This window comes from Mesorhizobium sp. WSM3864, assembly GCF_002294955.1.
Classification (GTDB): Bacteria; Pseudomonadota; Alphaproteobacteria; order Rhizobiales; family Rhizobiaceae; genus Mesorhizobium.
Genome location: NZ_NSGD01000001.1, coordinates 796468 through 811598 on the forward strand (window position 1 = coordinate 796468; position 15131 = coordinate 811598).

Genomic DNA, 15131 nt, shown 5'->3' on the forward strand with positions numbered 1-15131 from the left:
TCCGGCATTTTCCCGGCTGTCCGGCGCCGTCACTGCATCCTCGGGCGAGCGCCGAGCGTCGTTCGCAACAGGAGGCTTCCTTGAACCGCACCGTAACCGTCGCCGTGCTGCTGCTTGCCGTGATCTCGGCAAGTGCGGCTGACGCAAAAGTATCCTTGCCCACGGTCACCAATGACCCGCTGGGCGCGCTGACTGCCCCGACGCTGACACCGGGGGCCAGCGACCTTGTCAACAACACGCCGACATCGACCATCCAGGAGATTCGCCACCCGAGAGGAATGGCGCCGCTGACCGTGCCCAGCGATCCGCTCGGCACGTCGATCCAGCCGGCCTTCCCCGGGCCGCTCACCACGCCCGCGACCACCCCTTCGCCTTAGCCAAATCAGGCCGGCCCGGCCGCGCAACATCAAAGGGCAATGCGGTATTTGGCAAACCCCGCCTCACCCTCGCCCGCCGGCTCGATCTTCAGCGACTTCACCTGACCGATGAAATCCTTGGCCCTGGGTCCGGTCTCGAAGACAACGCTGGTTCCAGGCAGCGGCGCGAACGACCAGTTGTCGTCCGCCGACGGATTGATCGTGCCCTCGCTGATGACGTAGCGCACGATCACGTCGCGGTTCGTGTCCGGCGCCTCGTAGATGATCTTCGAAGCATTGATATCGGGGAAATTGCCGCCGCCGCCAGCGCGGTAGTTGTTGGTGGCAACCACGAATTTCGCTGCCGGATCGAGCGGCTTGCCGGCGAATCTAAGATCGACGATGCGGCTGGAGTCGGCATTGGCGACGGCGCCCTTGGTATCGTATTTCGGCGGCTGCGACAGGTCGATCTTGTAGGTGATGCCATCGATGACGTCGAAATTGTAGGAGGGGAAATCGGTGTTGATCAGCGGCTGATCCGCCTTCCCGGGCTCGATCCTGTTGAAGATGCCGGCCGACATCTCCAGCCATTCCTTGACTTGCGAGCCGGTGATTTCGACCGCGCGCACGGTGTTCGGATAAAGATAGAGATCGGCGACGTTCTTGATGGCGATATCGCCGACAGGGACGTCGGTATAGTAGTCGGCGCCGTTGCGGCCGCCTGCCTTGAACGGTGCCGCCGCAGAGAGGAGCGGCACGTCCTTCCACTCTGTGCTCTTCAAAATATCCTTGAGATACCAGCTCTGCGCCTGATTGACGATCTGCACCGATGGATCGTCGGCGACCAAAGCGAAATAGGAATAGAGCGGCGCGGACGTCTTGCCGACGGGGCGGCGGACATAGGCGAGCGTCGCCTCGTGATCCTGCTCGAGCGCCGCGATGATGCGCTTGTCGTCGCCGACCGTAGCCTTGTTCTTGCTGTCGACCCGCTCATAGATCGGCCGCGCCTCGGAGGTGGCCGAGACGACGCGCCATTTCGAGCCGTCGCGCTCAAGAAGCAGGTCGATCAGGCCCATATGCGAGCCCCAGAAGCCGCCCATCACCGCCGGCTTGCCCTGCAGAGTGCCTTTTTCGGTGTCGACGCCTTCCAGCGCCTGGAAATCCTTCTTGCCGGGGAAGACGAGATGCTGGTGCCCGGTGAAGACCGCGTCGATGCCTTCGACGCCGGCGACGAAGAAGGAGGCGTTCTCCATCATTTCGCCCTGCTTGATATCGATGCCGGAATGCGAAAGCGCAATGACGATGTCGGCGCCCTCCTCGCGGATTTGCGGTACCCAGGCCTTGGCCGCCTGGACAATGTCGCGGGTCTGGACGTTGCCTTCCAGGTTTTTCAGGTCCCAGACCATGATCTGCGGCGGCACGAAACCGATGACCCCGATCTTGATCGGTTGCTCGGCGCCGGAACCGTCCTTGATCTTCTTGTCGAGGATGACATAGGGCTTGAGGTAGAGCTTGTCGTCGCGCGGGTTCGTGGCGAGCGTCGTGCCCCGGATCAGGTTGGCGCACACGAAGGGGAAATTGGCGCCGGCCAACACCTTGTCCATGAAGGACAGGCCGTAGTTGAATTCGTGGTTGCCGAGCGTCGAGCATTCATAGCCGAGCAGGTTCATGCCCTTCATGATCGGATGCAGGTCGCCGTCCTTCATGCCCTTTTCATAGGCGATGTAGTCGCCCATCGGATTGCCCTGCAACAGGTCGCCGTTGTCGATCAGCATCGCATTGGTGGCTTGCTTGCGCACCCCGTCGATCAGCGAGGCCGTGCGCGACAGGCCCATCGTGTCGTTCGCTTTGTCGGCGTAATAATCATAAGGCAGCAAATTTACATGGATGTCGGTCGTCTCCATGATCCTCAGATGCGCCTGATTGGCTGCGGCCCGGACGGAGAACGGATGCAGCATGATCAGCGCTCCGCTGGCGGCGGCTCCGGCCAGGAATTCGCGGCGAGAGACGGGCAAAAGTGACATTGTTTTCCTCCTCTTAGACAACGCGACATGCCCTGCCCCTCAATCGGAACATGCCGCCGAAGGCATTTCGAGTCCATGTCTGTTGGATGTCTGTTGATCACGACAAGGTGACGCGTCGATGAAAAGCAATCAGCTCTTGTCGTCGTCACCCTGAGTGATCAGGCGCGCGCTGCGCTGTCCGGTAAAATATATCCATAGCCAGCTGAGCGACACTGCGAGCCGATTGCGGAAATCGATCAGGAAATAAATGTGCGCTATCCCCCAGAGCCACCATGCGAGCCAGCCGGTGAGCTTGATCCAGCCGAAATCGATGGCGGCCGCGCGTTTGCCGATCGTCGCCAGGTCGCCAGCATGCTTGTAGCGGAAAGGGCGTGGCGTTGCGTCGCCATCGAGCCTCGCTTTGATCGTTGCAGCAACATGCCTGCCCTCCTGCTTGGCGGACGGCGCCACGCCCGGTACCGGCTTGCCGTCCGGTCGCAGCAGATGTGCCGTATCGCCGATAACAAATATCTCCGGGCTGCCCGGCACGGTGAGATCGGGCTCGACCAGCACCCTGCCCGCCCGGTCGGCGGGCGCTCCCAGCCATTCCGCCGCAGGCGAAGCGGCGACGCCGGCTGCCCATAAAATCGTCTTTGCCGGCAGGTAGGTATCGCCAAAGACGACGCCCTCGGCATCCAACTGCGTGACGGCACGGCCAAGCTCGACCGTCACGCCAAGCCGCTTCAGCGCTTTTTGAGCATAGGCCGAGAGCTCCGGTGCGAAATTGGCGAGCACAAGGTCACCGGCTTCGATCAGCACAACGCGCGCCTGCCGCGTGTCGATATTGCGGAATTCGCCGCGCAGCGTGTCCTGCGCAAGCTCTGCAATGGTGCCGGCAAGCTCCACGCCGGTCGGTCCGCCGCCAACGATGACCAGCGTCAGCAATGCCTGGCGCCTGGCGGGATCGGTCTCGCGCTCGGCTTGCTCGAAGGCGAGCAGGATGCGGCGCCGGATGGTGGTGGCATCTTCCAGCGTCTTCAGCCCGGGCGCGAATGGCTCCCATTCGTCATGGCCGAAATAGGCGTGGCGCGCGCCGGTGGCGAGCACCAGCGTGTCGTAGCTGACTGCGCTCCCGTCATCGAGCAGCACGCGTTTGCCTGCGCGGTCAACACCGATGACCGTACCCAGAAGCGTCGTCACATCCTTGCGCTTGCGTAACAGATGACGGATCGGCCAGGCGATCTCGGAAGTGGCCAGCGCGGTGGTCGCCACCTGGTAGAGCAGCGGCTGGAACAAGTGGTGATTGCGCTTATCGATCATGGTGATGCGCACCGGTGCGCCAGCCAGCGCGCGGGTAAGTTCGAGACCGCCGAACCCGGCGCCGACGATCACGACATGATGCTTGGCTTCGTCCATTTTCAGCCACCTCGCCCAAAGCAACCCGATTGCTTAGATGTAAGCATTTTTGTGCACCGCAACAACGCCACGGCGGGCCATGTCAGTGCCCGGGAGTCGTCGCCCGGTGTCGTGTACGCGCATGTCGGGCCCGGAACCCCGGGTATAGCGTGGAGCAGAACGATAGGAGTGGAGCATGTCTGACAAACGCGATGACGACGGCCCGGCCCAATACGCTTCGCCGCCTTGTTTCATGCATGAGCTCGACCCGGCCTATCAGATGCCGCTGTCGGACTGGACCGATGTCCGGCGCTGGCGCAAGGCGGAGCGTGAGCGGCTGATCGGCGCGCGGCTTGCGGTTTCCGCAGATGCACGCGCGGCAATGTCACAGCGGATTGCCGAGGGCCTCGATATGCTGGTCGGCAAGGTTGCCGGCCTTATGGTCAGCCTCTACTGGCCGTTCCGTGGCGAGCCGGACCTGCGCGGCTTTATGGCGTCGATCAATGCGCGCGGCGGCCGCACCGCGCTGCCCGTCGTCATCGAGAAGGGCCGGCCTTTGGTGTTCCGCGCCTACGCGCCGGGCGACCGGCTGGAGAAGGGCGTCTGGAACATCCCGATCCCGGCCGAGGGTGATCCTGTGCTGCCCGATATCGTGATCTCGCCGGTGGTCGGCATCGATCCCAGCAACTACCGGCTGGGCTATGGCGGCGGTTTCTACGATCGTACGCTCGCCGCCATGTCGTTCAGGCCGCTGGTGATCGGCGTCGGCTACGAATTGCAGCGCATTCCCACCATCTATCCGCAACCGCACGACATCCCGATGACCAAGGTGGTCACCGAGGCGGCCGGAGCCTAAGGCAGTTCCACGAAAAGTGTGTAGCGGTTTCCGTCCGCAATTGCGCAAAGCAAAGAGATTGAGCGGTTCGGGTTGCGGTGGAACGCTGAAACGCTCTGACCTCAGCTAAGCCATTTCCGGCCTCAACCCCACCGCTGTCCTGTCGACGATCTCGCGCAGGGCGAAGGATGAGTTGATCTTCGTCACATGCGGCATCGCCGACAGCCATTCCTTGTGGATGCGCTCATAGTCGGCAAGGTCCTTGGCCGCTATACGCAGGATATAGTCGTATTCGCCCGACATCAGATGGCAGGAAAGCACGTTCGGGCAGCGTTTGATCGCCGCTTCGAAATCGGACAGCGTCTTCTCGAACTGCCCCGATAGCGATATATGCACGATCGCCGTCATCTGATGGCCGAGCGCGGCATTCGACAGCCGCGCGTGATAGCCGCGGATGGTTCCGGATTTCTCCAGATTGTCCAGGCGCCTGGAGCAGGCCGACTGTGACAGCCCAACCTTTTCGGCAAGCGCTGCATTGGGGATCCGGCCATCCTTCTGCAAGGTCTCCAGAATGGCGATATCAATCCTATCGAGGGGCATTTTTCGGGATTCCTGCGAATAATCCGGCATTTTGCGCAACGATTATCGAAGACCGGACGCTGCCGCAAGTGCATTCGCAAACACATACGGAACGATTCATGCTTCACTGCGTCTCATGCATGTCGCCCAACTGCGCGGCGGTTTTGGGATTGGCGGCATGCCCGGAAATGTCAGGGAGAGCGCCCTTTCAAGGGCCGGACAGGAGAAGAAGATGCGCGTCGGCTGCCCCAAGGAAATCAAGAACCATGAATACCGTGTCGGTCTGACGCCCGGCTCGGTTCGCGAATATGTCGCGCACGGCCACGAAGTGCTTGTCGAGGCCGGCGCCGGCGCCGGCATAGGCGCCGACGACAACGCCTATCGCGCCGCCGGCGCCACGATCGCCAAGACGGCCGCCGACGTGTTCGCCAAGTCGGACATGATCGTCAAGGTCAAGGAACCGCAGCCCAACGAATGGGTGCAGCTGCGCGACGGCCAGATCCTCTACACCTACCTCCACCTCGCCCCGGATCCGGAGCAGACCAAGGGCCTGCTCGCTTCGGGCGTCACGGCGATCGCCTATGAGACGGTCACCGACGACCGCGGCGGTCTTCCCCTGCTCGCGCCGATGTCGGAAGTCGCCGGCCGCCTGTCGATCCAGGCCGGCGCGACCGCGCTGCAGAAGGCCAATGGCGGCCGCGGCGTGCTGCTCGGCGGCGTTCCCGGCGTGCTGCCCGGCAAGGTCACCGTGCTCGGCGGCGGCGTCGTCGGCCTGCATGCTGCGAAGATGGCTGCCGGCCTCGGCGCCGACGTCACCATCATCGACCGCTCGATCCCGCGCCTGCGCCAGCTCGACGACATTTTTGGCGGCCGTGTCCATACCCGCTATTCGACCGTCGAAGCGCTCGAAGACGAATGCTTTTCGGCTGACATCGTCGTCGGCGCCGTGCTGATCCCGGGGGCCGCCGCACCCAAGCTGGTCACCCGCGAAATGCTCTCCGGCATGAAGAAGGGCTCGGTGCTCGTCGACGTCGCCATCGACCAGGGCGGCTGCTTCGAGACCTCGCACGCCACGACCCATGCCGACCCGACCTATGAGGTCGACGGCGTGATCCACTACTGCGTCGCCAACATGCCGGGCGCGGTTCCGGTCACCTCGGCACACGCGCTGAACAACGCCACCCTGCATCACGGCCTGCAGCTCGCCGACAAGGGCCTGAAGGCGCTGGTCGACGACCATCACCTGCGCAACGGCCTCAATGTCCACAAGGGCAAGATCACCAATCGTGCCGTCGCCGAAGCGCTCGGTTACGAGATGGTCGAACCGAAGGCGGTGCTGGCCGCCTGAAACCAGTCACGCAATTCCGGACGGAACCGCTAAAGACCTTTCCTGGAATTGCCCTCGACAAAAGCTTCCTCCTGTCGCGCCCGCCGGTTCTTCCGGCGGGCGTTTTTTATCGTGTTTCCAGTCCGGTCCTTTGCGCGAAGAATCCGGGCAACAAAAAAGCGGAGCCAGAGCCCCGCTTCCTCGATGTTGCGATGTGCCGCCGGTCCATCCGCGGTCGGCCATCGATCAACGACTGCCCTTCTAGCGCGGTTATGCGACTGGAGTACGACAGTTTGCGGGGCATGCGGGCCGCCGCTTAGCCATGCGAGCGAATCCGGTGCCTCTTGTGTGAAATGCTTCACATTCGGGACCCGAGAAACCTGCCTAGAGAGATTTCGCTACCTGACGGCTACGGTCGCCCTCGGTTCCGGTGAAAACCGGCCCCGCCGGCGGCTCGGGCCGAAGGCTTCTGTCACAGACTTCCAACGACCCGCCAGACCACCGGCGGGCATTTTTTGCCGGCGATCAAGCTCGTTCGATGCGGCACTGGTAGCAATTGTTCCGTGCCGAGCGGACGTGAATGTAGGCTATGTCGTCGCGCTCGAACAAAGTCTCGGCGCGGGCCGCGATATCGCCAGTCGGGACGACGGCGCCGCTGCCGTAGACGATGCGGTCGTCCTTGCCATAACCGCGCACTATGTAGTCGCTGCTTTGGAGCATCTCGGGCAGTGCATCCGCCTCCGCGGGGCGTTGGCATTCGTCCGCATGCAGGAAGATCGGTCCGGTCTCCGCGTAAGGCTGAAGCTCCGGGAACGGCCGGTAGGCGAGGATGAGATAGCTATCGCCGGTTGCGACGTTCTTCATGCAATGCCGGCACGGCACGCCATCGCCATCCGAAATCCTTCGCTCTGGCGTGTGGCCGTAAGCGTCGGGCCCTCCCCGCTGTAAGGCGCGCACGACTTCGGTCGGCAGGGCTTTGAACTGGATGCTCATGGCAAAATTCTCCGGTGTCCTTGGCCGAAAATTATGCCGAGCCGACAGCGTCTCCCACCCGATTCCTGCCAAGCGCTTCGTGCGTCGCTCGAAGCGCAGTATCGAATTACGAACCCGAAATCACGATGCTAGACTTATCGGACTCGCCATGGACTGCGCTCCGCGCCATGATGATCGCAGAAGAAGGGTGCGGCGCGCGGGCGGCTGAGGTCTGGCGATGATCCGAGCATGATACGGCCCGCAGCGACGATCCGGACGATCAAGGCGCCCCGATGGGCTTGCATCGACACGTCGCTGCCGACCTTCGCGGGCCAGCCGCCGCCGGTTGCGTAGGCGGCATCGAGGCAGCCGACTGCGCCGCGCTTCCCCTTAGCTACGGTCGCATGACGCTTGCGGAGCGCTCGGCGAAGGTCAGCGGATGCACGACCTCTTTCTTCTGCGCAACCGGCGTAAAACCTAGCTTCTGGTAAAGCGGCAGCGCCGCCGGGTGGTCAAGCGTGCAGGTCTGCACCCTGATGCGCTTCGGCCCATACGACCACGCGGCCGAGATGGCCGCTCCCAGGAACCAGCGACCGATACCCTGGCCATGCGCATGTTCCATCATACCGAAATAGGCGAGTTCCACTTCCTCGGGCAGATGTGGCTTGAGGTCGAAGAAGCCGGCGGGAGAGCCGTCGAGGTAGAGCACGCTGATGTCACGGTCTTCACGATGCAGGCCGGCGGCCAGTTCCTCGTCGCTTAGTCTAAGCACATTGACCCAGTGCCATTTGCGCCCGACGCGATCCATCAGGTAGCGGTAGAAATGCAGCGGAATGTCCTTGGTCCTCAGCAAGGCGATCTGCCGGTTGTAGGGCAGCGGGGGAGATGAGGCCAGCGGTGCGTGCATTTCGAGGAATGTGACCGTGACATCGATATCCTTCGGTCCACCGTTTTCCATCGCCGTCATTCCTTGCCCGTCACCACGGGCGTGTCGCTCAGCCCACCCCATTCGGTCCATGAGCCGTCGTACAGCCTGTTGTCGGTATGGCCAAGCGTCTCCAGCGCCAACGTGATCGCCGCCGCGGTGATGCCAGATCCGCACGAGGTGACGACCGGCTTTGTAAGATCGATACCGGCTTCCTCAATGACCTTGCGCAAGCGGTCCTTGGGCAGGAGTTCGCCATTCTCGGCAAGCGCGGCAATCGGAACATTGCGAGCGCCCGGCATATGGCCGGAACGGATGCCGGGACGCGGTTCCGGATCGATACCGGCGAAACGCCCGGGTGAGCGCGCATCGGCGATCTGGCTTTCTCCCCTTCCAACGATCCGGCGCATTTCGTCGAGGCTGACGACCCGGCTTGCATCGAAATCGGCATAAAAGACGCAAGGCGCGATCCGGGTCTGCTCCGCCGTCACCGGCCGCCCTTCCGCCTTCCAGTGGTCGAAGCCGCCATTCAGGATATAGACCTGGAAAACGCCCATGACGCGGAACATCCACCAGGCGCGCGGCGCCGAGAAATAGCCTGGACCATCATAGATGACGATCGTGTCGTCGGCCGAAACACCCATCGAGCCGACATATTGCGCGAAATATTGGGGCGACGCCAATGTGTGCGGCAGCTTGGAATCCGGGTCCGAAACGGCGTCCTGATCGAGGAAGCGGGCACCGGGGATATGGGCGTCGTCATACTCGGCGCGGGCGTCGCGTTTCTGCGCCGGCAGGTACCAGGACGCGTCAATGATGGTCAGTCCTGGCGTTCCCAACCGCTTCTCGAGCCAATCCGCGTCGACGATGAATGGGCTGTCCTCGGCCATTTTTCCTCTCCTGCCCGCTCCTCGTGACTTTGGTAGGTGTTGCTCGTCAATTCGCCGGCATCGGCCCGAAGCGGATGCGGAAGCGCCGGTTCTCGCGGCCCTTCTTTTCGATCTTGCCGATATGGATCTCGCCGATTTCGCCGGTGCTCTTCACATGGGTGCCGCCGCAAGGCTGACTGTCGATTGAGGCATTCTCGCCGATGCAGACCAGGCGAATCCTGCCGGTGCCGACGGGCGGCCGCACGTTCTTCGATTTGACAAGCCCGGGATTGGCCGAAAGTTCCTCGTCGGTGATCAGCCGCGTGAAGACGGGATGGTTGGCCCGCACAAGCTCCATCAATCTCACTGTCACGTCCTCCTTGCTGAAGCCGGCGTCGGGAATGTCGAAATCGACGCGGCTGTCGTCCTCGGCGACCGCTGCCCCGGTGATCGGAAACGGGCAGACGACGGTGAGCAGATGGCAGGCGGAGTGCATACGCATCAGAAGATGCCGCCGCCGCCAGTCGATGGCGAGCTTCAGCTTTTCACCGACGGCCGGCAGGGCCTGTTCAGGCGCCGGCACATGGATGATCTCGTCCTTGGTCTCGCCGGTGATGGTGGCGGCGATCGCGATTCGGCTGCCGTCGGCGCGCACCAACATGCCCGTATCGCCTGGCTGCCCGCCCGACGTGGCATAGAAGATCGTGCGGTCGAGAAGGATGCCGCCGCGGTCATTGATGGCGACGACTTGCGCCTCCGCCGTGCTCAGATAGGCGTCGTCGCGAAACAGCGCTTCGGTTCTCTGCGCCATCAGGCCACCTTTTCGAACGGCACCGGGATGCTGGTTTTTTCGTCCATCCAGCCAGGGACCGGCAGGTTCTTGCTTCGCAGGAACTCGGGATTGAACAGCTTCGACTGGTAGCGCGTGCCGTAGTCGGCGAGGATCGTCACGATGGTATGGCCGGGGCCAAGCTCGCGCGCCAGCCGAATGGCGCCGGCGATGTTGATGCCCGTCGAGCCGCCGACGCACAGTCCCTCTTCCTGGATCAGATCGAAGATGATCGGCAATGCCTCCTCGTCCGGTATCTGGTAGGAGAAGTCCGGCGTGAAGCCGTCGAGATTGGCGGTGATGCGACCCTGGCCGATGCCTTCGGTGATCGAGCTGCCGTCGGCTTTCAGCTCACCGCTGGTATAGAAGCTGTAGAGCGCAGCACCCAACGGATCGGCAAGTGCGAGCTTGACGTGCCTGCTCTTGGCCTTGAGCCCGAGCGCAACGCCGGCGAGCGTGCCGCCGGAGCCGACGGCGGACACGAAGCCGTCGACCTTGCCGCCGGTTTGGGTCCAGATCTCCTCGGCAGTCGTGCGGATGTGGCCGTCGCGGTTCGCGACATTGTCGAACTGGTTCGCCCAGATCGCGCCGTTCGGCTCCGACCGTGCCATCTGCTCGGCGAGCCGCCCCGAAAGCTTCACATAGTTGTTCGGGTTCTTGTACGGCACGGCCGGCACTTCGATCAGCTCGGCTCCCAGGATCTTGATCGTGTCCTTCTTCTCCTGGCTTTGCGTGTCGGGGATGACAATGACTGTCCGGTAGCCGAGCGCCTTGGCGACCAGCGTGAGGCCAATGCCGGTGTTGCCGGCGGTCCCTTCGACGATGACACCACCGGGCCTCAGCAATCCGCGATGTTCGGCGTCCCTGATGATGAAGAGGCCTGCACGGTCCTTGACCGATTGTCCCGGATTCATGAATTCGGCCTTGCCCAGGATCTCGCAGCCGGTTGCGTCCGAAGCCTTGTTGAGCCGGATCAGGGGGGTGTTGCCGATCGCTTCGATCACATTACGGGGCATGGGGATTCCTTTATGCGTGCGGCGAGACCCTAAAAACCGGAAGCCGCGGTTTCAAGGCAAGATTTTGCCTGGTCCAGTCGCATTCGGGACGCTGCAATGCTCCCGAGCATTTCAACGATGTCATCCAAAAGCGCTCTTTTCATCCCATTTCTTCGCCGCTAGAGCACTAGCCCAGATAATTCGCAGGACTTCCAATGACACTCTACCGGGCCAACCCGAAAGACGGTGTCGCCTGGATCACGGGCGGCAGCAGCGGCCTCGGCCGGGCGCTGGCCAAGGACCTGGCGAGGCAAGGCTATGCCGTCGCGGTGACGGCGCTGGCCAGCGACCCAGCCGACACGCTGCTGGTCGAGACCGCGCAGATGGCCGGCCACGTGAAATCCTTTCCCTGCGATGTGACCGACGAAGAAGGGATGGCACGCACTGTCGCGGCGATCGAGAAAGACATGGGGCCGATCGTGCTCGCCGTCTTCAACGCCGGCAACTACATCGCCACCCCCGGTGAGCATCTCGTGGTGCGCGATTTTCATCGTTCCTTCGCCGTCAATTATTTCGGCATCGTCAACGGACTGGTGCCTGCGGTCGACTATATGCGCACGCGAGGACGCGGGCATGTCGTCCTGGTCGGGTCGGTCACGGCCTATTCCGGCTGGCCGACCACCGCCGCCTATGGCGGCACCAAAGCGGCAATCAACATCTTGGCGGAATCGCTGAAATACGACTTCGACAAGATGAACATCCGCATCCAGGTGATGAATCCGGGCTTCGTCGACACGCCGCTGACCGAGAAGAACATGCTGCCGATGCCGGGCCTGATGCCTGTTCACCGGGCATCGCGCCGCATGGCGCGCGGCATCCGGAGGGGAGGCTTCGAAGTCACCTTCCCCTATCACATAAGCTGGCCGCTGAAGCTGCTGGGCCTGTTGCCGCGACCCGTAGGCCGACTGGTGATCGGGCTGACCACCAGCTGGCGGGGACGGCCGTTGTATTTCGACCGCAAGACGCCGGGCGAAAAAAGTCCAACGGACAAAGCGGCGTAAAGCGCCTCGCGCTGAAACGCATTCAGGCAACGCGCTTTATGCCTTTCTATGCAAGTCGTTTCGCAAAACCGTCGCAGGCTTTTGCACGACATCCGCTGATCCGGGAGAGATTGCCTCTCGGTGGGCACCGCCATAGGTTGAGAATTGTTGCTTGGAGTCGGTCATGGGGCGACGGATCTTGCTTGCGGTACTGGGTCTCGTCGTTATCCTCCTCTCAGGCTTTTACCTCGGCCCACGCGTGGCGGTCGATACGACGATCCGTTTCGATCCTTCGGCGATCGGCGACGATCCGCAGGCCTATCTGGCGCGCGAAGAAGCGGCCGTGCCCAATATCCGTGACGAATTGGACAAGGAGATCATCTGGGCGAACCCGTTGGTTCACGCCAAGACCAAGCTTGCGATCGTCTACATCCACGGGTTTTCGGCTTCCAAGGGCGAGATCCGGCCGCTGCCGGACGATGTCGCCGGGGAGCTCGAGGCCAATCTCTTCTACACCCGCCTGACCGGCCACGGGCAGGACGGCGCGGCCATGGCGGAAGGCAGCGTGAATGCCTGGATCAACGACTATGAGGAGGCATTGGCGATCGGCCGCGCGATCGGCGAGAAGGTGATCGTTATCGCCACCTCGACCGGCGCCTCACTGGCGACATGGGCTGCAACCCAGCCTGGTGCTTCCGACGGCGTCGCGGCAATCGCATTCATCTCGCCTAATTTCGGCGTCAAGGCGTCGGGCGCCGAGGTCCTTACCCTGCCTTGGGGCAGAGAGATTGCCGAGCTCGTCGGCGGCAGGGAGCGCAGTTTTCCGGCGCGCAATGCGCTGCACGAAAAATTCTGGACCACCAAATATCCGATCGCGGCGGCCTTGCCGATGGCTGCGCTCACCGAGCTCGCCTATCGCGCGCCGGTCGAGAAGGCGACCATCCCTGCCCTGTTCATCTTCTCGGATGCCGACAAGGTGGTCCGGCCGGACCGCACGCGCGAGGTCGCCGGCCGCTGGGGCGGTCCGCACGAACTGGTGCCGGTCGACGATACGGGCGATCCGGACAACCACGTCATTGCAGGCGATGCGCTATCGCCGCAGACCACGGGCTTTCTGACAGAGCGGATCGTGGTGTGGGTGAAGGCGCTGATGCAGCAGCAATCAAGTCCGTGAGCCGACCAACGGCCGGAGCGTGCTTCCGGCCGTTATGCGATTTCAATCAAACCTCGGTGGGACTTTAAGCGGCCCGGTTCGCCGGCCGCTTGCCGCCGAAGCGGCGCTTGTTGTTGCCCTTGAAGCGCTTGAAGCCGTCAGGCTTGTGCTCGCCATTCGGCTTGGCGCCCGCAGGACGTTCGCCTTGCGGCTTGGGCGCGAATTGGCGCTCGCCACCGGGCTTGCCGCCGAAGCGCTTCTTGCCGTTGTTGCCGCTGCCGGGACGGCGGCCGTCACGACGGCTGCCATGGTGCTCGCGGTCATTGGCCGGCTCGAAATGACGCTCGGTCCTTTCCTTCGGATCGCGCTGCGGGTCGGGACTGCCGAGATGATCGGCAATGACCGGAAGCTTCATGCGGATGATGCGCTCGACCTGCCGCAGCTTGCCGTTCTCCGATGGATCGCAAAGCGTGATCGCGATGCCGTCCCTGCCGTTGCGGCCGGTACGGCCGATACGGTGGACATAGCTCTCCGCTTCGTCCGGCAAGTCGAAATTCACGACATGGCTGATGCCTGGGACGTCGATGCCGCGCGCGGCGATATCGGTCGCCACCAAAATACGCACCGAGCCGTCGCGGAAATCGTTGAGCGCCTTCTGACGCGCGTTCTGCGACTTGTTGCCGTGGATCACTGCGGCGTCGAAGCCGTCGCGGGCAAGGTCCTTGGTGACGCGGTCGGCGCCATGCTTGGTGCGCGAGAACACGATGACCGAGCGCATCGCCTCGTCGGCCAGCATCTTGGACAGCACTTGGCGCTTCTGCTTGGTGCGGGCAAGCACCACGCTTTGCACGATCTCGGCCGCCGTCGTGCTCTGCGGGGAGACTTCGATGCGGACGGCGTCCTTCAGCAAGCCCTTGGCGAGTTCCGCGATCTCGTTCGGCATGGTGGCCGAGAACAGCGCGGTCTGGCGGTTCGGCGCGGTCGCCTTGGCGATGCGCTTGACGTCGTTGATGAAGCCCATGTCGAGCATGCGGTCGCCCTCGTCGAGCACCAGCCATTTGGTATCGGCAAGGATGAGGTCGCCTTCCCGCACCAGGTCGGTCAGCCGGCCGGGCGTGGCGATCAGGATATCGACGCCGGGTGCGATCTTCTTCACCTGGCTGTAGCGGGAGACGCCGCCGAGCACGAGCGCGGTCGAGATGTGCGCGCCCTTGGCGAGCAGCTTGATGGTGTCCTCGATCTGTACCGCTAGCTCGCGTGTCGGCGCCAGGATCAGCGCGCGCGCCGTCTTTGGCCGGCGCTTCGTGCCGAGCCCGATGATCTTCGACAGGATCGGCAGCGCGAAAGCCGCCGTCTTGCCCGAACCGGTCTGAGCAATGCCGAATATGTCGCGGCCTTCGATCTGCGGCGGGATCGCCTGCACCTGGATCGGCTTCGGATCCGTGAAGCCCGCGGCATTGGCGGCCTTGAGCAGCGCGCCGGTGATTCCAAGGGTAGCGAAACCGTTCTGGTCCGCCTGATTTTCATTGGTCAAAATAGTCTTCTTTCACGCGGCGCTGTGGCCGCAAACATCATGGCGGCAGGGCGCAACCTGCCGTCGAAAAATTGTCAGGAAACGACAAGGCGGCGGACGGGGAGCGTCCGCGCGGCTGCGCTGTCGTGCCCGCGGGCGTCATGCCCCGGGGCTCTTTCGCCAGCTTGCCGATCGACGGGAGGGCCAACCGGAAAGAGGGAAAACAGACGCAACCAGTCTCAATTAGTGGAGAAAGCCGAAGTTCGGCCCAAGCGCCTATGGGCCGCATATGGCCGAGTCCGCCGCAAAATGCAAGGGCCGATGTTGCAGCGCAACAAAA

Annotated in this window: 14 protein-coding genes; 5 read left to right on the forward strand and 9 right to left on the reverse strand. The window is 63.0% G+C overall.

Annotated elements, in window-relative coordinates; all coding sequences use genetic code 11:
* The first annotated feature begins 80 nt into the window (after positions 1-80).
* Entirely contained in the window at positions 81-377 is a 297-nt protein-coding gene (locus CK215_RS03920) for a hypothetical protein (protein WP_095827660.1), read from the forward strand.
* A 29-nt stretch (positions 378-406) separates the two neighbouring features.
* Here CK215_RS03920 and CK215_RS03925 read toward each other — a convergent pair whose 3' ends face one another.
* Positions 407-2380 (reverse strand): bifunctional 2',3'-cyclic-nucleotide 2'-phosphodiesterase/3'-nucleotidase, encoded by a 1974-nt coding sequence (locus CK215_RS03925; protein WP_095830119.1) that lies wholly within the window; start codon positions 2378-2380, stop codon positions 407-409.
* 129 nt (positions 2381-2509) lie between these two features.
* The gene (locus CK215_RS03930) at positions 2510-3775 is read right to left on the reverse strand and encodes an NAD(P)/FAD-dependent oxidoreductase (protein ID WP_095830120.1); all 1266 of its coding nucleotides are present in this window, start codon (positions 3773-3775) and stop codon (positions 2510-2512) included.
* 175 nt (positions 3776-3950) lie between these two features.
* Between CK215_RS03930 and CK215_RS03935 the strand changes: the two genes are divergently transcribed.
* Complete coding sequence (locus CK215_RS03935) at positions 3951-4610, forward strand: 5-formyltetrahydrofolate cyclo-ligase (protein WP_095830121.1); 660 nt, start codon at positions 3951-3953, stop codon at positions 4608-4610.
* A gap of 105 nt (positions 4611-4715) precedes the next feature.
* On the opposite strand, the gene CK215_RS03940 is transcribed toward CK215_RS03935, so the two are convergent.
* Positions 4716-5189: an Lrp/AsnC family transcriptional regulator gene (locus tag CK215_RS03940; RefSeq protein ID WP_059188527.1), complete on the reverse strand. Its 474-nt coding sequence runs from the start codon at positions 5187-5189 to the stop codon at positions 4716-4718.
* A 211-nt stretch (positions 5190-5400) separates the two neighbouring features.
* On the opposite strand from CK215_RS03940, the gene ald reads away from it, so the two are divergent.
* Positions 5401-6516, forward strand: a complete 1116-nt coding sequence (ald, locus tag CK215_RS03945) for an alanine dehydrogenase (protein WP_067321621.1) — start codon at positions 5401-5403, stop codon at positions 6514-6516.
* Between the two features lie 504 nt (positions 6517-7020).
* On the opposite strand, the gene CK215_RS03950 is transcribed toward ald, so the two are convergent.
* From CK215_RS03950 to CK215_RS03970, 5 genes are all read right to left on the reverse strand, one after another.
* Entirely contained in the window at positions 7021-7488 is a 468-nt protein-coding gene (locus tag CK215_RS03950; protein ID WP_095829714.1) for a DUF1203 domain-containing protein, read from the reverse strand.
* A gap of 373 nt (positions 7489-7861) precedes the next feature.
* Entirely contained in the window at positions 7862-8425 is a 564-nt protein-coding gene (locus tag CK215_RS03955) for a GNAT family N-acetyltransferase (protein ID WP_095830195.1), read from the reverse strand.
* 5 nt (positions 8426-8430) lie between these two features.
* The gene (gene sseA, locus CK215_RS03960; RefSeq protein WP_095830122.1) at positions 8431-9282 is read right to left on the reverse strand and encodes a 3-mercaptopyruvate sulfurtransferase; all 852 of its coding nucleotides are present in this window, start codon (positions 9280-9282) and stop codon (positions 8431-8433) included.
* A 46-nt stretch (positions 9283-9328) separates the two neighbouring features.
* Positions 9329-10072 carry an alanyl-tRNA editing protein gene (locus CK215_RS03965; protein ID WP_095830123.1) on the reverse strand — a complete coding sequence of 248 codons (744 nt, stop codon included), beginning with the start codon at positions 10070-10072 and terminating at the stop codon, positions 9329-9331.
* On the reverse strand, positions 10072-11106 hold the full coding sequence (locus CK215_RS03970; protein ID WP_095830124.1) for a cysteine synthase A: 1035 nt from the start codon (positions 11104-11106) through the stop codon (positions 10072-10074). The genes CK215_RS03965 and CK215_RS03970 overlap by 1 nt, the downstream gene beginning before the upstream one ends.
* A gap of 194 nt (positions 11107-11300) precedes the next feature.
* On the opposite strand from CK215_RS03970, the gene CK215_RS03975 reads away from it, so the two are divergent.
* Positions 11301-12146, forward strand: a complete 846-nt coding sequence (locus CK215_RS03975; RefSeq protein ID WP_066989643.1) for an SDR family oxidoreductase — start codon at positions 11301-11303, stop codon at positions 12144-12146.
* A 163-nt stretch (positions 12147-12309) separates the two neighbouring features.
* On the forward strand, positions 12310-13299 hold the full coding sequence (locus CK215_RS03980; RefSeq protein WP_095830125.1) for an alpha/beta fold hydrolase: 990 nt from the start codon (positions 12310-12312) through the stop codon (positions 13297-13299).
* A 64-nt stretch (positions 13300-13363) separates the two neighbouring features.
* On the opposite strand, the gene CK215_RS03985 is transcribed toward CK215_RS03980, so the two are convergent.
* Positions 13364-14812, reverse strand: coding sequence for a DEAD/DEAH box helicase (locus CK215_RS03985; protein WP_095830126.1), 1449 nt, complete (start codon positions 14810-14812; stop codon positions 13364-13366).
* Positions 14813-15131 lie beyond the last annotated feature (319 nt).